Raw genomic sequence first — 19,961 nt, 5'->3', positions numbered from 1 at the left:
ATTCACCGCTCAACTGTAGATTTCTACCATCCATGCTGGCTTGCTTATGATGTCCACACCCCAAGATCCAAAATTATCTACCTCGAATTCAATTTCAGGCCAAGGAGATTCTGCCCCGGTACAGCGATCGCCGCATCTGGGACGGCTTCGATTCAATTCCTTTGGCACCAAGTTGTTCATTGCCATCATGGGTGGAGTGCTGGCTGGGATTGGAGGAACTGCGTTCCTGTTTGGCGAAACGGTGAAATATCAATCGGAGGAACAGATTCGGCAGGTCTTAACGGACAATGTGCATAGCTTTGATGGCACCCTGGCACAGGCAGAAATCTTTGCAAATACCCTCCGCACCAGCACATTAACGCTCCATGCCCGCAATGTAGAAAACCCGGATACCTATCGGCGGTTGCTCTTTGAAGCATTTAAGGAGCGTCCTGATTTTGTGGTGGGGGTAGGAATGGGACAAAGTGAAAACGGCCTCTTGTCCGGGGAACAGTGGTTTTTTACCCATTATCAACTGCACTCTGGAGCGCCGGGCGAACCTGGCTTACAACTATCGCCACCCTACGAGGATATCCGCTTCATCAACGAAACTCAGCCCGATTCCTTTTATCCAGAAACCGATCGCTATCAAACCTATTTTCTGGCTCAACAAGCTACCTGGGCATCCCCTGAGCCAGAGGGAGCTTTGCAAGCCACTTACTATACGCCGATCGCCACTGCTCAAAGGTGGTTAGGGACGGTGTTTGTTGAGATAAATGATACGGCTTTTGATGCTCAAATCAACGACCCGGTTTTGTATGGTGCCGGATATATGGTCTTGTTGACTGAGGCGGGGCAGGTGGTTTCCGCTCCAGAAACTCTGGCCGAGGAAATGGCAGATCAAAACCTGGCAGGGGAAACTCTGGCAGATCAAAACAATACGAGCCTGCAATCCATCCCAGGATTAGCGGCTGTTTGGGAACAAATGACTGAACCATCGGGCTTCATTGAGGGAGAGCAGGGCTATTGGGCTTATGAACGGTTAAACCAGAACGATTGGATTGCCGTTGCCTATGTGCCGTACCAGGCTGTATTTCGCTCCATCGCCCTGATTATTGCCAGCGGCGTTTTAGGAGCGGGTTTGTTCATTGCCCTGATTGTGATACTGACCGTTCGATCGCTCAATCGACGGCTTCGCCCGATTCTCCATGAGTGCAATCGATTAGCTGAGACAGACCAAACGCTGGCCATGCAGTCCCATCAGGACGAAATCGATCAGGTGACGGTGGCTTTCTTCAACTTGCTCTCCCAACTGCAAGCGAATGAAGCCCGCATGCGCCAGGAGGTGATCCGCACGGTGAAAGCCGAGGAGCAGGTTAAACAGGCCAAAATTGCCGAGCAAGAAAGCCGTACCTTGCAGGCAGAAGTTTCTCACCTGTTGCAGGTTGTAGCAGCGGTGGAAGAGGGAGATCTGACTGTGTCGGCGGAGGTTAACCCCAATGTCACTGGTTTGCTGGGGGATACGCTCAACCGCCTGATTGAACGGCTCGGACAGGTGATGGCGATCGTTTGGGCTGGTACTGAACGAGTCACCCAGGGGGCGACCCAACTGGAACAGCTAGCGGTGATCGTGGCTGATAATGCCCAGCAGCAAAATCGATCGGTGGCCCAGGTTCAGCATTTGATGGAAAGGGTGAATGTCCTGGCCCAGGATACGGTCGCGCAGGCAGCGATCGCCAATGACACCATGCAGTCTACTCAGATGGAGCTGACCCAGGGGAACCAGGAAATTACCACCATTGCCGCAGGGATTCAAGTTCTTCAGCAGGGGGCAAACCAAATCCTCCGACGCACCCAAACCCTGGACAGCTATATGGAACAGGCTGCCCAATTTACGAAAGATCAGAAGCGCGTCGCGGCGATGACCCGTGTATTAGCAGTCAATGCCACGATGCTCGCCAATCGGGCTTCCATGCAACAGGATCCAGCTCAGTTTATGAGCATTACCCGCGAATTTGAACAGATTGCCATTCAGGTTAATGATCTAGCCTCCCAAACCAATCAAAACCTGATTCAGTTGCAGCAACGTACCAATCAGGTTGAAACCGTAGTATCAGGTCTGGAATACGATGCCCAAACCATTGCGGCCCAGGCAAATGGCTTTACGGCTGGGGTTGATCAGTCGCGTCAGGTGTTCCAAAAAATTCAGGCTGCGACCCAGGAAGTTGCTCAGATGGGCCAACAAGTGACCCAGTCCAGTCAGGCGATCGTGGAAATGGTACAGGCGACCTTACAATCGATTCAAACCATCTCAGCGATCGCGGCAGAAACGTCCAGCCAGTCCAACATCACCAGAGAACAAGCCCAGGTGATGGAGCAACTGGCTCAATTACTGCTGCAAAAGATTGCTTTCTTCAAGGTGCCACCTGCCGTGATTCAAACCCAAGATTTAGAACAAGATTTAGAACAGGATCTTGCTCCTGAGGAATTTCCTCCTCTGCTGATGAATGGGACATTGTCCAACCAGACTCCTTTGAATTCCGCCTGATATCCCGCCCTTATCCGTTCAGTCCTTAAGTCAGACCTAATAGATCTACCATGACAATTCCAGACGTTGATCCTCCTCAGCACCCAGATATTATCGCGGATGCTGAATTACAAAAAGAGCTACGCGGACTGTTTGCGATCGATGTCCAGCACTATCTACAGCGATATAGCCAGTTTGCTCAAGCCCTCCAACCCTCTGCCTGGGCAGAAGATATTCAGGAACTTTATCGCTGTATCCATACCATTAAGGGGGGGGCTGTGACGATCGCAGCAGAGACGATTGTGGCAGTATCCACAGCATTAGAAGATGTGTTGTCCGATCTGCGCTATCTTCATCCTGCGCCCTCCCTGAGCGATGGCCAACTGAGTCAGATTTTGCTGGAGGCGGGAGAGTTGCTATCTGGAACTCTGGAACTTTCTAGCGATGAACTGCCGATCGCTCCCATTGAACCCACCCTCAACCGCATTCAAGTTCTGCATCAACACATTCGAGCGCAATATCTCCCCACCTGGAATGCCCAAAATCAACTCCATCAAGAATTTGCGGAACAAGGGTTGGATCTGGTGGTTCTGGATCTGGAAATTGCGCTGGAGCGCACCCCTGACCAGGGCAAAGTGACAGACCTGCTATTCAATACAGCGCAGCAAACTATCAGCCAACTACAAACAATCGGCAATGACCTGAAGTTGGCCGCAGGTTGGGCAGATTTGCTTGAGCAAACCACCATCCTATTGGATTGTCCCTATAACCAAATTTGGCGATCGCAATGGCTACGTTTTTTTCATGCCCTGAAGGACTGCGCCAGGGAAGGGGGACAAGCCGTAGCGTTTGAGTTTGAGCTGCTGGACGTTCCTGAGAATGAGACAGAATCGGATACAGCTATCCAAGGGGAAACCAATTCAATCACCCAAACTTCAGACTGGCATGATTCCGGTACAAATCATTTCAACTTACTCCTTTCTGAACCCGAACAGGAAGGAGCGATCGAACCGGAATACTCCAGTTTAGAGAACTCATTGATTGAATTCAGTTCTGCATTAGAGACAGACCCGTTATCTGCGATCGGGTCTTTTTTGGATAAGTTACCCGCAGTGGATGAGTTGATTGTAGCAGAACCGTCGATCGACCCTGAGTTTGATGCTGTTGAAGACCTATTCCAGTCAACATCTGTTGAAGGCTCTGAATTTCTCTTTGCACGTTTCCATGAATCGGAATCAACCCCTGGCTCTGAATTTTTATCTGCATCAATAGAAGCATCGTCCAACTTACCGGACTTCAGCAATCCCAACTGGCTAAACGCTGAGGCACAACCCCTACGCCAGCAGACTTCTGCCCCGCCGCAACCCACGACTCCAGCAGATTCCGTACAGATTCCCGTAACCCTGCAAAAGTTGGATCAGTCTGCCCAGCACCTGGTTGAGACACTACTGGCTAGCCGCATCGCCAGGGGATTTTACCAAACCCTGCAAACTCAAATTATGCAGCTTGTCACGCTGGCCCAGGAAGGATCACAGTACATCACCAGTCTGCGACAACTTCAAGATGATTATGCCCTTCTGGATGATCTGCGGCGAACCCGAAAGGGGCCCGTTCCAGAACGTTATCGCCAGGGTTATACAACCCTGAATCGGCTCCTGGAGACCAGCCTGCGCCTGGCAGAACTGGGAGCGGAAGCTGAAAAAACGGCTCAACAAACGGCGGAAGGTTTGCTGCAATTGGATACTAATCTCCTCAAGCTGCAAACAACGGTGGAAGATTCTCGGCGGTTGCCTTTCCAACGCCTCGGATTCCGGGCAAGAGCCATTCTACGCGACCTGATCACTCGATTTGGTAAACCTGCCCAATTGCAGATCGAAGGAGAATCGATCGAACTGGATGTCAGCACCCTTCGCCACCTGGAACCTGCCCTACTACACTTCATTCGCAATGCCTATGCCCATGGGCTGGAATCTCCCGAAGTACGCCTTGCCCAGGGGAAACCGGAACAGGGAACAATCTGGATTGCCCTTCAGCGGCGGGGGAATGCGTTTCAACTCTCAATTCGGGATGATGGACGGGGCATGAACCCGGAGGCAATTTGCGCCAGAGCCAAATCCCTGGGACTCCGCCTGACCCAAACCCAAACTCCCTCTGAATTGCTGGCAGTGATTTGTCAGCCAGGGTTTAGCTCTGAAACGCAGGTGACGGAGGTGGCAGGACGGGGGGTCGGCATGGATGTCATCGCCGCCCAAATCGATCGCCTGGGAGGGAAATTGAGCCTGGATACCGTACCTGGGCAGGGCACCACCTTTAATCTCCAGGTTCCTGTGCCTCACTTACTTGTCTCCTGTCTGCTGTTGCAAGCCGGAAACCGCACCTTCGCCCTGCCGACGGAGGAAATTAAAACCACCACTCTATTCGATACCCTGTCGATTCAAGCCACCTCCGATACGCCCAGCGAAGTGCCGATCGCCGCCACCTGGATGGTAACGGATCAAAGCGGTTCAGCTCCTGCCCTGGATTTATTAGAGTACTGGCAGCCTCACACTGCACCACGATCGCTTCCTGATACAGCAGTTTGTGTCGCCGTTACTCCCACAGACAGTGCGCAGAGCTTGTGGCTGGTTGCAGATGAACTGCTCGGTCAGTCAAATTTATTAATCAGCCCAATCCCGTCTCCCTTAATTGCTCCAGAGGGACTGATTGGGGTCAGCTTGCAGGCAAATGGCACCCTGATACCCGTCCTGAATGCTGCCACCATTGCCGATCGCGTTCTCAAACCCAGGTCAGTTCCCTCTCATTTGCGTACGCTATCCCCTGCTCTTCCCAAAGCCGAAGAGACCGTATCCGCGATCTTGATTGTGGATGATGCCGCCCTGATCCGTCGCCGCATTGAAGCCAGCCTGACTGCCTATGGTTATACGACCCACACCTGCTCAGACGGGCTAGAAGCCTGGAACTGGCTACAAAAACATACACCAACCCTGATCATTACCGATATTGAAATGCCCAACATGGATGGGTTCACGTTAACCGATCGCTGTCGTCAGGCTGAAATGAAAATGCCCATTCTAGTGGTTTCATCACGGTTATCAGAGGAATGGTTTTCGGAAGCAAAGCGGCTTGGCGCAACGGATTACTTAACGAAAGGGTTTTCGACTGTAGAGTTAATCAACAAAGTAGAACTGCTGACTCAACAGAGCAATTGATGGATTTGTATGGCTTAATGAAGCCGAAAAAGAAGCATTTCAACCCTCGGAGTGCTGATCATTAGGATGATAGTTCAGTTGCGATCGATTTCCCAGACGCGATCGATGGCGTTCTGAGATGAATTGTTCTGGATCAATTCCATCAAACGTTGGCGGTAACCAGACGCGGATGATGAGCAATGCTCCTAGTGGTCTGTCAAGGTTGAAATGAAGGGTAAAGTCGTTTGAGTTTAACCCGTGCATCTTCCGTGGTAAATTGCCAATCGATGGTTCGCAGTTGAGCATTCCTGCGCTGCTCCCACGCTAGTGTTTCTTGTTGCAATGACGGTTGATCTGGAATGCGGCGATCTAGACATTGGCGGGCTAAAACACTGAGTTCAGTTTCAGCCATATTGAGCCAACTGCCGTGAACCGGGGTGTAATGAAATTCCAACTTATCGAGGATCCGCTTGGCTTCTTGGGGTTCAAAGGTGGCATACAATGCCGAAGGGTCATGAGTGTTGAGTTGGTCTTGGACAACCGTGACCCACTCCGCATCCGGATAACGCTCGTCGACCAAGTATTTCATTTGCTGGGCATAATCGTGCTTGGTGCGCCGGTCTGTGACTTGGACATGTCTCCAACCCGCTAAGGGCTCAACGAACATGAACAGATTGTTGACCCCGTTTCGTTCATACTCGTAGTCATAGCGCGGCGGTTGACCCGGTTCAATCGGTAAAGGGACTTGGGTTTCCTTGACTAACTGTTTGCTGGTTTCGTCAAAACAAACTACGGGATAGCGTGAGTCGTAAGAGCGGGTGTAGACACTTAAGATATCTTCCATGTAGTAGACAAACGTCGCATTGGACTCGGGAGGAATCACCCAGCATTCTTTCAACCAGGGCTTGAGGTCGTTTTTTTCAGCGTTTGTCGAACGGTTTCATGGCAGATGCTTTCGACCACCTCTAATTCCACCATTCGCTCAGCTAACAAGCGCAGACTCCAACGGGCTTGTCCTTCGGGAGGCTCACTACAGGTCATCGCAATCAGATGTGCTTCTTGGGATCCATCGAGGCGGCGCGGTTTGCGTTGTTGCTGCACTTGCCGACTCAAGGCACTCTCTAGACCTGTTTCAACAAAGCGTTGCCGCACCCGTTCAATCGTCGCTACACTGATGTCGAGTGCTTGGCTAATTGCTTGATCCGTCCATCCTCCATCTTCTTGGTTGGTGTCGGCTTTGAGCAAAATCCGTGCATGGTTCATTTTGTAAGCAGCAACTTTGCCAGTTGTAGTGAGTTGCTCCAACTCTTTTCGTTCTTCAGCAGTTAGAGAAACGATGTATTTTTTTCGCGCCATAATGGTTTGACTGATTGGAGATAGCTCAAATTATCAATCCATTTACCCTTCAAATCAAGGCTGACAATCTACTAGTGCAAGTAGGAAAACACAAGTAACCAATACTTGAATCCAGGGTGTTTCCAGAATGCCACGAACAATAATCTCTCGCAGAACGGAGACAATGGATACCTCAACTGCAACGCCGATTGATACTCGATGTTCTTTCAAATAGATAATCAGCAAACGGAATAACTCAACCAAAATCAACAAGAACAAAATATCTGACGTGACATTTTGAAAGTCCAGGGGTGGGAGAAGAGATAGTACCATCTCTCGCAATTGGATTACCATGAAGCTGAATAAACCAATACAGAGACAAATGATAATGAAATCCTGGACAGTCTCCAGTAACCGAAGAACTCGATCGCTATTCAACCAGCGATACCACGGAAGAGAAGAAGATTGATGACCGTTCATAGAAGGATTACCAATTAACAACTGGTTGATGGATCAAAATAATCAAGTGAATCAGAGAGCGTTGCTTAAACGAATACAGTGCTTGACTTCACTCACTGGGCAGGCAAGATGCTTACCCCACGAAAATTCCAGACTATGAATCCCTATTCCTAATCCAAACTCAATGGAGCAGTAATTGGGGCTGAAAAGGAAGAAGAGGAGGCTGTGGGTAGAGACTGGGCAGAAACTTGTCCGCTTAAACTCACCAGGGCTATGATAAAGCCCAATACAACACCTATGAGAAACATCCAACCGTGGGATGGATCAAGCGAACACAGCAGACGACGATCGCGGCTGTAAATTTGTATAGACCAGCCATTGCCTAGAGCTTCTTGCAGTTGATAGGAGGCTTTATTCATGATTCTGCTCTCATTGTTGAAGTTGTCGATTTAGCAATAACAGCGCACATCTTCACCACATTCGTCCGTTAAATAGCAGAGTGCTCGAAACCGCAGGGAAACGACCTCCTCGTAGAGTGGATTGAGTTTACACAGGGGCGGAATCTGGAGAATGGTGTAACCGAACAGGGAAATGGTTCGTGCAAATGGGCATTGCACCGGAATCGTGCGACAGATGAAATGAGCCAGAGCAGCATGACGAATTTCTAGCCCATTTAACCACTGGCGCAGGGGGGATAACCCATCGAAGGAAAGCCGCTGGGTGTCTGTTGCAGTACCCGTCGATCGATTGCGTTTGAGCCGTTCTAAAACAAGGTTAAGCATAGCGATGGGGAGAGGAATTGCAGGACTAAATGAATTGCAGAACGAAATGAGAGAACTGAGCTGAAGTCAACAGTCGTTAATGCCCCTGATAGCCCCTAGTACACTGCGGCTTGAATATGCCTACCATCTGTAGGGCAGGCTTCTAGCCTGCGCGGGCAGGATGCCCGCTCTACGGTAGCTAAACGCACGCCAAGGTCTACTAGTGTCAGCGCAACAGCCCTTTAGTCCAGAGCCATTCAACTGGCTATATTCGTAGCTTAACCATAAAAACGGCAAATTGAAATGGGGAAATAATATAAATTTTATTTATATTGCATAATTCCTGCTTAACTTTTTTCTTGCAGTTACAGGAAGAAGCCGAAGAAACCGATCGCCCTTCCTGCTCCCTGCTGTGAAGCTCCAGGATGATGAAATCAGGGTGATGAAATCAGGATGATGAAATCAGGATGATGAAATCAGGATAGTGAAATCAGGGCTACGCATTTGGATCAGTCCGGGGTGCAGGGGGGGAACCCCTGCATGAGGGCACTGTCCCTCCTTGTCCTAACGTAAATTTGTCCTGCAGCTTAAGCAGGATGATGCTCGATCGCCTACAGCGTATAGGTAAAGGCTTCCACCAACGCTCCTGGCACCCAACTACCTCCTAAATCTCGATGATCATAGGTTCCCACTTCAGGAATAAACTCTTGAAAATCCGTCAGGGCGATCAGATTTTCCCCAAAATAGCGATAGAGGCTTTCATCAAAACGCAGGTTTTGAATCGGGGCAACAATTTCGCCATCTTCGACCCAAAAACAGGCGTAACGGGTCATGCCTGTCACCCGTCCAGTAGGTCGATCGCTCCAGTTGAGATAATGCAAGTTGGAAACATACAAACCGCGATCGAGGGCCCGCAAAACGTCAGATTGGGGCAAATCTCCCGGCGCAATTTCAGGCGATCGGAGGGACTCTCGAATATTGGCACCGTTGGGGGTCAGGTTATACTCCTTGGCGGTTCGAGAATTAATCAGCGTATTGGCTAACTGTCCCGCCTGAATCAGGGGGAGTTTTACAGGAGCCACTTCTCCCCACTCATTAAAGCGAGGCACCAATCCCCGCTGGAAATTCTCAGTTAAGTGAAAGGCAGTTGATAAGCGTTTTTCACCCTGCTGAAGCAGCCGCAACGCACTACCTCCTCGCCGCAGGGATGACTCACTCAATCCGCCCCAGGAGAACATTTGCAACAGTTCTGAAACGGCAGCGGGAGCTAAGTAGGTGCGATATTGCCCCCTGGGTATCACCTTGGGGGACTGGATGAGTTGTTCAAGCTGCTGTCGGGCAAGGGCGAGTTTGGCTGTATAGGTAGATTGATCCCACTGGCTGCCCGCAAAGGTGGACTTCACCGCCTGTCCTGCCTCCGTGAACAGAGAATAATCCAGGGCAAAGGATTCCGTCGCAAACCAGTGTTTTTGCCCAATCGAATCGGCATAGCCCCGCACCAGGGAACCAGCAGCATAAAAACCTGTGAAGTCCAAATCGGCAACGGATGGCAAAATGGCATCCACCACTGCTTCAGGCGGCAGCAATGCCCCCGTATGGACATCTCGGCTGGTGGCATCCCCTTCCGGTAGAACCAGGTATGGATCCGCCGGTAATTGAGCGACTTCTTCCCGCAAGTCCGACAACGCCGATCGCCCCCGATTCCAGTCCGTTTCCCAGTTTCCAGTGACCGGGAAAGCAAACGAACTCGTACGCTGGTTTTGCATGAAGGTCAGGCGCACTTCTGCATCACTCACGCATCCCGCCTGGCGTACCTTGGCTTGATTAAACCGAACGAACTGGCTTTGTTCTCCCAGGAGCCGCAGCGTCAGATATTCGTCCTCATGGAGTTCGTCTAATAAAGCCGTCACAAGGCGATCAAACGTCGTTTCCAAACTCAAACTGTCCATCTATTCCTTTTTTGCACCGTCAGGGTGATTATCTTTTATGGATATTATCTTTCATGAATATTATCTTTCATGGATAGTATCCCTGGTTCATTATCGCTTGCAGTGCATCGGCTCGATGGATACGCGCCCACAGTTCGATCGCGGATTGGGGGGATCATATCGGGGGGATCATGAGGCATCATCGGGATTCCCAGGGGCAAATAAAAAACCAACAGCTTCCTTTCGGTTGCTGTCGGCAAGTCGTGTGTTCCCTGTTAATGACTCGGCTAGAGTTGAGTCTCTATTAGCATCGGTGATTTGAGGGTAGGATAGGGCGATCGAGGTCGCATTATTTTGTGTTTTCAATCACATTCAAAAGCAGCCTATTTATGCTGTGGGAGAAAATGTAGTCCACGATACTATTGCAAACTGCAAAGGCAGCGATCGCTGATTCGCCACAATAGATTCATAGAATGGGTACGGCTGACCCGTTTCAATCCAATCAACTTTTAACCTGATCAACCTGCAAATCGTGTATTGCGCGAGACGATAGCACGTTCCCAGGTATCCTAAGCTGAACAGGGTTTGAAGCGAGCAGCTACCCCTTCAGGTATCGCTATCATCCGGTATTCATTGGTGGAACACGAGGTTTTTATGGACGAGAAACTGACACATTACCCAATGGTCATTGGCGGAGAGCTAGTCCCTACAGGCAGCGAAGACTTAATTGAACCCGCCACAGGAAAACCCTTCGCAACGGTTGCCCTGGGCAGTCAAGCAGAGGTCGATCGAGCGGTGAAGGCCGCCAAACGAGCACAGGCGGAATGGGCAGCGTTGTCCTACGGCGAACGGAGCATTGCCCTGCTGAAATTTGCCGATGCCCTGGAGGCTAAAAGTGACGAACTATCCCAATTAGAGAGCCGCAATGCTGGTAAACCCTTAAAGCTGACCACGGGGGGAGATATTCCCTTTGCCATTGATAACCTGCGCTATTTTGCCTCCGTGATGCGTCGTCAGGAGGGAGCTGCCGCCGGAGAATACATTGGAGGATATACCAGCCTGCTGCGGCGAGAACCGATCGGGGTAGTGGGAGCGATCACCCCCTGGAACTATCCGTTCATGATGGCCCTCTGGAAGCTCAGCCCTGCCCTGGCCGCAGGAAATGCGATCGTGATTAAGCCAGCCCCGAACACACCCATCACGACGATCGAACTGGCGAAGATTGCCCTGGAGTCGGGCTTGCCGGAGGGACTGATTAACGTCGTTACGGGTGGAGCTGAAGTGGGGGAAGCGATCTGCACCCATCCCGATACCCGGATGATCACCTTCACCGGCAGCACCCGCACCGGGAAGCGGATTGCGGAACTGACCAGCCCGTTAGTGAAACGAGTCACGCTGGAACTAGGTGGGAAAGCACCCTTCGTGGTGTTTGCTGATGCGGATATTGAAGCTGCTGCTCGGGGAGGTCTCCTGGCTGCATTTATGAACACGGGACAGGACTGTACCGCTGCCACCCGCTTTTATGTGCAGAATGAAGTGTTCGATGCATTCCTCAGCCGCTTTACGGAACTGACCAACCAACTCAAGATCGGTGATCCCTTTGCAGAAGATACAGACATGGGCCCCCTGGTTAGCCAAACCCAACGGCTGAAGGTGAGCGGCTATGTAGAAGAAGCCAAGCAGCAGGGCATTGCGATCGCCACGGGAGGCACCTTACCAGAGGGGGAAGGCTTCTACTATCCGCCCACGATTCTGGTGGAAGCGCCCCAGGCAGCAGACTGTGTTCAGGAAGAAATTTTTGGCCCGGTTGTCGTTGTGAATCGATTCTCAGATGAGGCAGAAGCCATCCATCTGGCGAACGATGTGCCCTACGGTTTAGCGGGAAGCGTCTGGACTAGCAACGTTCAAAGAGCCATGCGCATGACGGCAGCGATGGAATGCGGTACGGTCTGGGTGAATGATCATCTCCCGATCTGTAGCGAAATGCCCCACGGTGGCTTCAAGCAGAGCGGGTTTGGCAAGGATATGTCCCACTATGCCCTGGAGGAATTCACGATCGTCAAGCATGTGGTTTTTGAGCTTACAGGCGATCAGAAAAAGGCTGGCCATACGGTTCTGTTTGATTTTTAAGACCAGCATGAATTGAATAAGAACTTGTATAGCAGTACACAGGACAATTGGGACAATTTTCTGCTCCAAATCCATCCGTTTCAGGTTTCAGTAACCTGAGATTGTCCTAACCAACTCATCTGTTGCCATACAAAAAAAGACGGACACCCCGATCGAGGTTCCGTCTTCCGTTGTTCAGTGAGGTCTTTGAAAAGTTATACCGATTCAAATCGTTTGCGCGGCAGATGGGTTGCCTGTAGGGGCGCACAGCAATGCGCCCTTACCGGGATATGCAATTTCTGCTAATCAAATTGGTATTATTTCAGAAGATTGGTTAGCCAGCCAAGTTAAACACCCTGCTAATCCCTTTACCTGAGTGACTGGGCAGGCAAAATGCCCACCCCACAAGAGTTTTAGGTTGTTCAACTTGTATGTCTTAGAACAAGCCCAACCAGTGGAAGAATCCCTGTCCAGTCGTCAATTCAACGATCAGGGCACCCAGAAAACCGATCATCGCCAGGCGACCATTCCAGATTTCAGCGCTGGGGTTAGAACCGAACTGAAACTTGGTGGCAAACTCGCCATACTTGCGCTCAGACTGCTGAGAATAGTTACCGTTACCAGGATTAGTCTGCATAATTGCTGCTCCCTAAATTCAAGTTATCGCAGTAATTGTTAACTTAACGCAATAAATTGTTACGTCTCTCTGTCGATCGGTAGAAACAGCCCGGCAATTTAGGCTGAGTTGCAGCCAGGGAGAAGGTATTGAGGATCACTTCAATCAAAATTCCACCGCTTCACAATGAGTCTTTATCTGACCAAAATCCGGATCTGCCCCACGAATCAAAATTTGGTAACTCTGCCAGAAAGTGTGAGGATTAGGGCTGTAGTTGTGGGAATAATCCTAAAGGAGTGAGTCAACGATGGGTCGATCGCCCGGTGTCCCAGCTCAACTTCATCGATCGCAATGAGCTACTTTCAACTGTTTCGCGGTGTGTGCTGTTTACCTGAATTGAGGGGCAAAAGGGAGATATGAGTACGGTTCTGATTGTGGATGATAGCCAAACCCTGCGGCAGATGCTCACGGAACTGCTACAAAATAGTGGGCTGAAGGTTGTCGAGGCCACGAATGGCGTAGAAGCCAAAGAAAAAATTCAGGCAAAAGTTCCCGATCTGGTAATTACTGACCTCGTGATGCCGCAGATGAATGGCTATGAACTGTGTCGCTGGATTAAAAATGAACCTGCGACTCAAAATGTACCGATCCTGATTTGCTCTACTAAAAGCGAAGAGTTCGATCGCTACTGGGGCATGAAGCAGGGAGCCGATGCTTACATCACAAAGCCATTTCATCCGGTGGAGATGATGAAGACGGTGAAACAGTTGTTAAGGCGGTAGAGGTTGAAACCAGGAAATTCTTGGCGGGTTCTGCAATCGTTCTCTGAAACAAGCTCTAAAACAAACTCTGAAACAAATTGCCCTGAAATACATTTTGAGAACCTGGGTAGCCTTTTGCAGGTCAACGTTATTATAGGGATTTGGTAATTGGAATTGAGGCTTTCAATGGTGAAGCAACGTACGAAACCAACACAGTCAGGGTATGGTAGCCCGATTCAGCCAGAACCACGATTCTCGGCTATTCCGTCCGCCTTTGAGCCACGAGCGGCTGAACTGGTACCACAACCGCCTGCCCATCCTTCTGGGGCTGCTACGCAGTTGTATCTGATTCAGTGGCTTCGTTCGGGGAGAAATCTTGACTTTTGCCTGCTGGCAATCTGCTCCTGCATTCTCACCCTACTCTGTCACCATGCCCCAACTTCGCTGCACACCTCATCAACCTTAGGCGGCTCCGTGAATTCAACTCCGATCGCTAATTTGTCCAGAATCGACTTTACGATTAAAGCTGGACTATTTTCTCGTTTTTCTGAGTCGGAAGAATCTGAGCAAGAAAATTAGGATTCTCCAGTGCTCTGGGATTCCCCTGCCTGAAAATGAGTCAGTCTCCTCACCAGAAACAAGTCGGCTGGGATATTTCCTCCTATGGTCGATCGGCGTTACAATCTGTAACCGAATGGTAATAACGATAAAAATTGGAAGGAAATTGACCTATGCCTCTATCTGTTGGTGATACTGCCCCCAATTTCACGGTTAAAGATACCAACGGTAATACCGTTTCCCTGGCAGACTATGCTGGTAAAACCGTTGTGATGTACTTTTATCCCAAGGATGACACCCCCGGATGTACTAAGGAAGCTTGCAGTTTCCGCGATGCCTACGCAGACTATCAGGGCAAGGATGTTGTTGTGTTTGGGGTAAGCATGGATAATGAAGCCTCTCACAAGGCCTTTACTGACAAATTTAGCCTTAATTTTCCTCTTCTAGCGGATACGGACGGTTCACTCACAAAAGCTTACGACGTGGACGGCGGCGGTTATGCCAAGCGGGTGACTTATGTGATTGATGGCAGCGGCAAAATTGCCAAGGTTTATACGACCATCAATACGGAAACCCATGCCAGCGATATCCTGGCTGAAATTGGCGCATAAAGCTCCATCCGTCTGAATTTCCTATGGGGTAATTTGGCAACGCGCCTGGCACCTTCAGGGGAATTACCCACCCCTGGTTCCTCCCAGGCGGGGAAAAATTGAGGGACATGGCACTGCCACGTCCCTACCAGAATGGTGTATTCAGTTAGAAAATGTGTCAGTCCTGGCAAGTTTACGTCACCTTGCCATCAAACCAGAACATTAGTGGTATTTAAGGTTGAGGCTTGCAAATTTTCTAGAATCGCCAGGGCCGTAAATCCGCCAGGAGCATCCCCATTAGCATCCACTCGGAGAACGGTATTGGCTCCCCGTTGAATCAGGCGAATATAGCGACTGAAGGCATCTGGATTGCTGTATTCGGGATTCACAAAGATTGGCCGCAGGTCAAGCAGATCTTCGGAAGGATCAAAGTCAGTAATGCGGTTGCGTCCATCTTCGGCGGTCTGGAACACAAACCGATCGCGTCCTTCACCGCCCGTCAGCACATCATTGCCTTTGCCACCGGTTAACACATCATGGCCTTTACCGCCCAGCAGCGTGTCGTTACCACTACCGCCAAACAGGACATCATTGCCGCGCCCACCCATCAGCAGATCGTGTCCCATGCCGCCGCGTAAGGTGTCATGGCCCAAGCCGCCCTCCAGAGTATCATTTCCCCTCTGGCCATAGAGCTTATCGTTACCCTGGTTGCCGCGTAGGACATCGTGATTGGTGCCACCCTTCAGGGTATCGTCACCCCGTCCACCGATTAGGGTGTCATTCCCCACTCCGCCCATCAGGACATCATTGCCCCGGTTGCCGTATAGGACATCATTACCTCGACCACCCCGCAGCGTATCATGACCTAATCCACCCACAAGGGTATCGTTGCAGTCACCACCAGACAGCCGATCGTCTCCACCTCGTCCCAGAATAAAGTCGTTACCCTCTCCACCGTTCAGGGTGTTGTTCCGCCGATTACCTTCGATCGTACGTCCAGGTTTGCAGCCGCAGTCAGTACAGTCCTGATTGGTGGTCGTCTCATCTTGAGTTGAGTTTTCGCTATTATTGCCGCCACCGTTAGGTTCGCCATTTATGTTGTCTTTACCACCCGTATTGTCATTGTTATTATTGTTGCCGCTATTATTACCATTGCCGTTACCGCCACCATTATTGCCGCCATTATTTCCGCTATTATTGCCTCCGTTACCGCCACCGTTATTTCCGCCATTATTTCCGCTATTATTTCCACCATCATCTCCATTGCCACCGTTACCTCCACCGTTAGGATCAGAATCTTTCAGAAAATCTCCGGCGATCTGAACATTCCGAATCTCATGGATGTTCGTTTGACTGCCCGTTGAGCCTGCAAATCCAATTCTTAAAGTCGAGGGTAAAATGCCGTTAGTTGCAGTTAAATCAAAGGCATCGATCGGTTTAATAGTTTCATTGGGGTCGTCAAAATCACCATCCTGGTTCAGGTCAGCTTGTAGGGTGACAGAGAGTAGACCTTCTGTTGTGAGATGAACAGTAGCTCGGCGGAGAGACTCTTCACGGGTTGCATCTTGCCCAGGATTATCAATACTAAAGGGAACGGTATTTCCCGTTAAATATTTATACTGATTCGCTTCACTGCCGCGCACCACTACAGCATTCGGAGTAAACCCTGTTCCGTCAATCCGACCCTCGGTGGGATTAGAAAAGTTGCCAAAGGCATCAAACCCAATTCCGGCGTAGGCTCCAGACATTCCGGCGATCGAAGGTAAGTTGGGTTCATCCCGCTGGGTGTATCCCAAAGCTCCACCGAAGGCTCCAGGCAGAGTTGGGGCAGGGTTAGACCCATCGAGTAAGAGGAGACTAATCCCATCTGCACCTGTACCACCGTAGGCGAAGAAGTCAAAGGAAACAGTTAAATCCCGGTTAGTTCTCAGGGGTTGATCAAACAATACAAAGCTGGATTGATTGGTTTTGGCATTGGTTAAACGCAGTACGCCTTCACCATCCGCATCTAAACGCAGATCCGGTGCACCAGGGAATCCGCCCAACGAAACGGTATCGGTCGGTCTGGCGGTCAAGAAGGGGCGATCGGATGTTCCCAGGGTGCCGAATAACCAGGATGAATGGTTGATATCAGATTGCGTCAAAGATTCATTCAGAACAGCGGTTCCAGTGGAGGTAGAAGTTACGGAACCATTCGTGCTGGAAACAGGATTTAGAATTTCAATAGTATTCATGGGGGCGTGATTTACACATAAAGGGTATTTGCGTGATGCGGGGTTGCCGTTTATGCGATCGCAAAGTCAGACTCAGGGGGTGAGTCTTTGGTACGAACCATACAAATCTAAAAAACGGTGCAGATCTAAAAAACGGTCAACGCTTGCCTGATGGAGCTTCTAATGCAGATTTAGCGGAAGCTATCATTTCCTACGCAGCCGCATCATGCTGTTCCGGGTTGTGTAGACCACCTATCAAACTGTCCTACTAATTTTGGGCAGAATGCGAAGTGTAGAAACGCTGTGGTGAATTAAACAGGTGAAGCGTTCCTCATGTTTAGAATAATGGGAATAACCTGGGCGATCGTTTTACCGGACTGATGATTGGGATATTAGCCGAACTCCTGCTCAATAATTCGCCAACTGGCCGCTGTCACGCTGGGTTCCAAAATAAGCCGACTAATAATTTCCTCCAGGAGATGATCGTCACGGCTTTGAGTCACCATCTCTGCCTCGACTTCGACCTTATTCCCAAATTCATCCAGGTCTTCACTATTCAAGGAACGGAGCTTCATCTGGCTGGTTCCCAACGACTGTAATAATAAGGCCCGCACATGGGCTTCATCTTTGCTGTGGCAGATCAAAGAACATTGATAGCACAATTCCAGTTCGGTTCCTTGGAGCGGTTCCTGATTAATCCGATAGCCTAACGGCCGCAGGACTACATTGGAGATTAAAACTGCGATCGAACCAATGAAGGCCTGACTGAGAAATCCGGCTCCTGCCAACGCCCCGATCGCCGCTGCACACCAGATTGTCGCCGCTGTATTCAGTCCCCGGACGCTTAACCCTTCTCGTAAAATCACGCCTCCTGCCAGAAAACCAATTCCAGACACCACCTGCGCTGCAATCCGCGTCGGACTGGCTTCATCGGGGGTCAGGACAGAGAGCATGACAAACAAAGCTGCTCCCGTTGCCACCAGCGTATTCGTCCGCAATCCCGCCATGCGTTGTCGCCACTGCCGTTCCAGCCCGATCGCTGATCCCAGCAAGAAGGCCGCCGCCAGCCGCACTGCAAAATCTGTCCACTCCATCCTTTACCCCCGTTTCCTCAGTCCTGAGTGATTACCGCTATCTGTGGTTCCTCCCCATCGTCAATCCCCAGTTCTTCCTGAGAGGCTTCCAACTGTTGCCAGAGGGCTTCAATTTGCTGAAAGGCCTCGATCGCACCCAGCTTACCGCCCGTCTGCAATGCACTGATCGTGCTAACCCGATGGGCAAACTCTTGCAGATTTGCATTGAAAACCAGGTTTTCTGGCGTGAACTTGCCACGATACCGGGCATAGGGAAACATTGTTTGATTCAAAGCTTTAGTGTAGGTCATGATCCACCTCCTACCGTGTTATCTGGTTTACACCGTCGGGCGATCGCCATTTACTCAATCCCAATCAACATGCCGACCAGCGTGAAGTAAATCCACAATCCCGTGAAATCCTTAATGGTGGTGATAAAAGGATCTGCTCCGGGGGCATGATCAAACCCAAACTTCAGCATGATCCAGGGCAAAATTGCTCCTAGCATTGCACCCAGCGTTACCACACAGAACAAGGCAATTCCGACAGCTATTCCCAGTTGGGGGATGCCATTGGGCGCACCTTGCCAGACGTAGGAAATAATGCCAGCCGCTAGTCCCAAAATCAGTCCCATCACAACTCCAATCCGGATTTCGCGGAATAAATAGGGCAAAAACCGATTGACGTTAATGTGATTCCAGGCAAGACCACGGGCAAAAATCGTTGTTGATTGAGTGCCCACATTACCGCCCATATCCATCACCAGTGGGATGAAGATTGCGGCTGCAACGACCGCCTCCAGGACTTCTTCAAATCGCTCAATTACTCCCCCCACCAGCATTCCGCCAATCAGAGTGACGAGTAAGAACAAAATCCGCAGGCGAATTGCATACCAGGACGAACCGCGCACCAGTCGCTCACTCCAAACCTTGTCCCGGCTGAGGAGATTTCCCACCCCCGCCTGAGCCAGGGCTGCATCGGTGGCTTCCTCTTCCACCAGATCAATCACATCATCAAAGGTGATATCGCCAACCAGTCGCCCTTCACTATCGACAACGGGAACCGCAGGCAGGTCATTATCCTTTAGCAATCGCACGGCATACAAGTCTCGATCGCTGGCCAGTACCGCAGTGCCAGTTCCTTCCAGCAAAGCTGCTATGGGCAGATCAGGATCGGCTTTAATCAACCGCACAGTCCGAACAAAACCCTGGTAAAACCGATCGCGGTTCACCACAAACACCATGACCAGTTCGTTATCACGCAGATCCGATTCCCGCACACTGGCAAGGGTTGCCGCCACCGTGGTTGAATCTCGAACGGCCAAATAGCGCAGGCTCATGATCCGTCCGGCTGTACGCTCCGGGTAGCCCAACAGCACGTTCACAGACTCTCTTGCCTCTGGGCTGAGGGTGGCGATCAGTCGTTTCGTGACTTTCGCGGGCAACTCTTCAAACAACCGCACCCGATCGTCTGGATCAAGGGCTTCAACCAGTTGAATCACCTCTGGGCTTTCCATGGCCCGGATTAGATCCGCCTGTTCTTCAGAACGAAGATATTCAAAAACGGCGATCGCTTTGTTCTTCTCCAGCAACCGGAAAGCCAGAATTCGCTTCTGAGGTTCAATCCCCATTAGCAGTTGCACTAATTCGGCTGGCGCAATTTGATTCGCCTGCTTTTTTGCCGCTTCCAGGGAAAAGGGTTGAAGTAAATCTCGCAAAACATTTTGGCGCATGGCACACCTCCGCAAGGTTTTAGAGTTTGCTAGTCTTGAGCGACTCATTGAAGAAAAGCGACTCATTGAAGAAGCAAAATAATAGAAATGAACGCATGAATGGATCAGATTTCAGCAGGTTTGCATCAAAAA

The 19,961-nt window shown here is 50.4% G+C and carries 16 protein-coding genes and 1 pseudogene; 6 read left to right on the top strand and 11 right to left on the bottom strand.

From position 1 onward, the window contains the following. Positions 1 to 46 precede the first annotated feature (46 nt). Positions 47 to 2,527 (top strand): methyl-accepting chemotaxis protein, encoded by a 2,481-nt coding sequence (locus tag ACM1PF_RS10120; protein ID WP_416674349.1) that lies wholly within the window; start codon positions 47 to 49, stop codon positions 2,525 to 2,527. A gap of 50 nt (positions 2,528 to 2,577) precedes the next feature. Next, positions 2,578 to 5,715: a response regulator gene (locus tag ACM1PF_RS10115; RefSeq protein ID WP_416674348.1), complete on the top strand. Its 3,138-nt coding sequence runs from the start codon at positions 2,578 to 2,580 to the stop codon at positions 5,713 to 5,715. Positions 5,716 to 5,754: 39 nt separating this feature from the next. Here ACM1PF_RS10115 and ACM1PF_RS10110 read toward each other — a convergent pair whose 3' ends face one another. From ACM1PF_RS10110 to ACM1PF_RS10085, 6 genes and pseudogenes are all read right to left on the bottom strand, one after another. Next, a complete protein-coding gene (locus tag ACM1PF_RS10110) occupies positions 5,755 to 5,895 on the bottom strand; it encodes a hypothetical protein (RefSeq protein WP_416676956.1) in 141 nt (46 codons plus the stop codon). 16 nt (positions 5,896 to 5,911) lie between these two features. After that, positions 5,912 to 7,050, bottom strand: a protein-coding gene (locus ACM1PF_RS10105) for an IS630 family transposase (protein ID WP_416668472.1) whose coding sequence is annotated in 2 segments (ribosomal slippage) — positions 5,912 to 6,615 and positions 6,615 to 7,050 — 1,140 coding nt in all. Because the reading frame shifts where the segments join, the coding sequence is not laid out codon by codon here. A gap of 72 nt (positions 7,051 to 7,122) precedes the next feature. Further along, positions 7,123 to 7,509, bottom strand: a pseudogene (locus ACM1PF_RS10100) (phosphate-starvation-inducible PsiE family protein); the annotation flags it as partial. Between the two features lie 149 nt (positions 7,510 to 7,658). Then, positions 7,659 to 7,907 (bottom strand): hypothetical protein, encoded by a 249-nt coding sequence (locus ACM1PF_RS10095; protein WP_416674347.1) that lies wholly within the window; start codon positions 7,905 to 7,907, stop codon positions 7,659 to 7,661. 30 nt (positions 7,908 to 7,937) lie between these two features. Then, positions 7,938 to 8,270 carry a Mo-dependent nitrogenase C-terminal domain-containing protein gene (locus tag ACM1PF_RS10090; RefSeq protein ID WP_416674346.1) on the bottom strand — a complete coding sequence of 111 codons (333 nt, stop codon included), beginning with the start codon at positions 8,268 to 8,270 and terminating at the stop codon, positions 7,938 to 7,940. Positions 8,271 to 8,860: 590 nt separating this feature from the next. Next, positions 8,861 to 10,198, bottom strand: coding sequence for a TldD/PmbA family protein (locus ACM1PF_RS10085; RefSeq protein ID WP_416674345.1), 1,338 nt, complete (start codon positions 10,196 to 10,198; stop codon positions 8,861 to 8,863). A gap of 633 nt (positions 10,199 to 10,831) precedes the next feature. On the opposite strand from ACM1PF_RS10085, the gene ACM1PF_RS10080 reads away from it, so the two are divergent. Beyond that, a complete protein-coding gene (locus ACM1PF_RS10080; protein ID WP_416674344.1) occupies positions 10,832 to 12,307 on the top strand; it encodes an aminobutyraldehyde dehydrogenase in 1,476 nt (491 codons plus the stop codon). A gap of 415 nt (positions 12,308 to 12,722) precedes the next feature. On the opposite strand, the gene ACM1PF_RS10075 is transcribed toward ACM1PF_RS10080, so the two are convergent. Continuing rightward, positions 12,723 to 12,923 carry a chlorophyll a/b-binding protein gene (locus ACM1PF_RS10075; RefSeq protein ID WP_416674343.1) on the bottom strand — a complete coding sequence of 67 codons (201 nt, stop codon included), beginning with the start codon at positions 12,921 to 12,923 and terminating at the stop codon, positions 12,723 to 12,725. A 395-nt stretch (positions 12,924 to 13,318) separates the two neighbouring features. On the opposite strand from ACM1PF_RS10075, the gene ACM1PF_RS10070 reads away from it, so the two are divergent. The 3 genes from ACM1PF_RS10070 (at position 13,319) to ACM1PF_RS10060 (ending at position 14,832) form a co-directional block, all read left to right on the top strand. Beyond that, on the top strand, positions 13,319 to 13,684 hold the full coding sequence (locus ACM1PF_RS10070; protein ID WP_416674342.1) for a response regulator: 366 nt from the start codon (positions 13,319 to 13,321) through the stop codon (positions 13,682 to 13,684). Between the two features lie 165 nt (positions 13,685 to 13,849). Continuing rightward, complete coding sequence (locus tag ACM1PF_RS10065; protein WP_416674341.1) at positions 13,850 to 14,242, top strand: hypothetical protein; 393 nt, start codon at positions 13,850 to 13,852, stop codon at positions 14,240 to 14,242. A gap of 152 nt (positions 14,243 to 14,394) precedes the next feature. Beyond that, complete coding sequence (locus tag ACM1PF_RS10060) at positions 14,395 to 14,832, top strand: peroxiredoxin (RefSeq protein ID WP_416674340.1); 438 nt, start codon at positions 14,395 to 14,397, stop codon at positions 14,830 to 14,832. 188 nt (positions 14,833 to 15,020) lie between these two features. Here the strand turns inward: ACM1PF_RS10060 and ACM1PF_RS10055 are convergent, their stop codons facing one another. The 4 genes from ACM1PF_RS10055 to mgtE form a co-directional block, all read right to left on the bottom strand. Continuing rightward, positions 15,021 to 17,045 carry a hypothetical protein gene (locus ACM1PF_RS10055; protein WP_416674339.1) on the bottom strand — a complete coding sequence of 675 codons (2,025 nt, stop codon included), beginning with the start codon at positions 17,043 to 17,045 and terminating at the stop codon, positions 15,021 to 15,023. 371 nt (positions 17,046 to 17,416) lie between these two features. After that, positions 17,417 to 18,118 (bottom strand): MgtC/SapB family protein, encoded by a 702-nt coding sequence (locus ACM1PF_RS10050; protein ID WP_416674338.1) that lies wholly within the window; start codon positions 18,116 to 18,118, stop codon positions 17,417 to 17,419. Positions 18,119 to 18,135: 17 nt separating this feature from the next. Continuing rightward, positions 18,136 to 18,408 carry a DUF7219 family protein gene (locus ACM1PF_RS10045; RefSeq protein ID WP_416674337.1) on the bottom strand — a complete coding sequence of 91 codons (273 nt, stop codon included), beginning with the start codon at positions 18,406 to 18,408 and terminating at the stop codon, positions 18,136 to 18,138. Between the two features lie 50 nt (positions 18,409 to 18,458). Next, positions 18,459 to 19,829: a magnesium transporter gene (gene mgtE, locus ACM1PF_RS10040; RefSeq protein ID WP_416674336.1), complete on the bottom strand. Its 1,371-nt coding sequence runs from the start codon at positions 19,827 to 19,829 to the stop codon at positions 18,459 to 18,461. Between the last annotated feature and the right edge of the window lie 132 nt (positions 19,830 to 19,961).

The sequence above is a fragment of the Egbenema bharatensis FJBBOT/2019 genome (genome assembly GCF_048077055.1).
GTDB classification, from domain to species: Bacteria; Cyanobacteriota; Cyanobacteriia; order Elainellales; family Elainellaceae; genus Egbenema; species Egbenema bharatensis.
Note: the sequence above shows the minus strand (reverse complement) of the source record. Positions and strands in the feature narration are given on the sequence as shown.

Coding starts and splice junctions, on each gene's coding strand:
- ACM1PF_RS10120 (WP_416674349.1), top strand. CDS start 47: ATGATGTCCACACCCCAAGATCCAAAATTATCTACCTCGAATTCAATT.
- ACM1PF_RS10115 (WP_416674348.1), top strand. CDS start 2,578: ATGACAATTCCAGACGTTGATCCTCCTCAGCACCCAGATATTATCGCG.
- ACM1PF_RS10095 (WP_416674347.1), bottom strand. CDS start 7,907: ATGAATAAAGCCTCCTATCAACTGCAAGAAGCTCTAGGCAATGGCTGG.
- ACM1PF_RS10090 (WP_416674346.1), bottom strand. CDS start 8,270: ATGCTTAACCTTGTTTTAGAACGGCTCAAACGCAATCGATCGACGGGT.
- ACM1PF_RS10085 (WP_416674345.1), bottom strand. CDS start 10,198: ATGGACAGTTTGAGTTTGGAAACGACGTTTGATCGCCTTGTGACGGCT.
- ACM1PF_RS10080 (WP_416674344.1), top strand. CDS start 10,832: ATGGACGAGAAACTGACACATTACCCAATGGTCATTGGCGGAGAGCTA.
- ACM1PF_RS10075 (WP_416674343.1), bottom strand. CDS start 12,923: ATGCAGACTAATCCTGGTAACGGTAACTATTCTCAGCAGTCTGAGCGC.
- ACM1PF_RS10070 (WP_416674342.1), top strand. CDS start 13,319: ATGAGTACGGTTCTGATTGTGGATGATAGCCAAACCCTGCGGCAGATG.
- ACM1PF_RS10065 (WP_416674341.1), top strand. CDS start 13,850: ATGGTGAAGCAACGTACGAAACCAACACAGTCAGGGTATGGTAGCCCG.
- ACM1PF_RS10060 (WP_416674340.1), top strand. CDS start 14,395: ATGCCTCTATCTGTTGGTGATACTGCCCCCAATTTCACGGTTAAAGAT.
- ACM1PF_RS10055 (WP_416674339.1), bottom strand. CDS start 17,045: ATGAATACTATTGAAATTCTAAATCCTGTTTCCAGCACGAATGGTTCC.
- ACM1PF_RS10050 (WP_416674338.1), bottom strand. CDS start 18,118: ATGGAGTGGACAGATTTTGCAGTGCGGCTGGCGGCGGCCTTCTTGCTG.
- ACM1PF_RS10045 (WP_416674337.1), bottom strand. CDS start 18,408: ATGACCTACACTAAAGCTTTGAATCAAACAATGTTTCCCTATGCCCGG.
- mgtE (WP_416674336.1), bottom strand. CDS start 19,829: ATGCGCCAAAATGTTTTGCGAGATTTACTTCAACCCTTTTCCCTGGAA.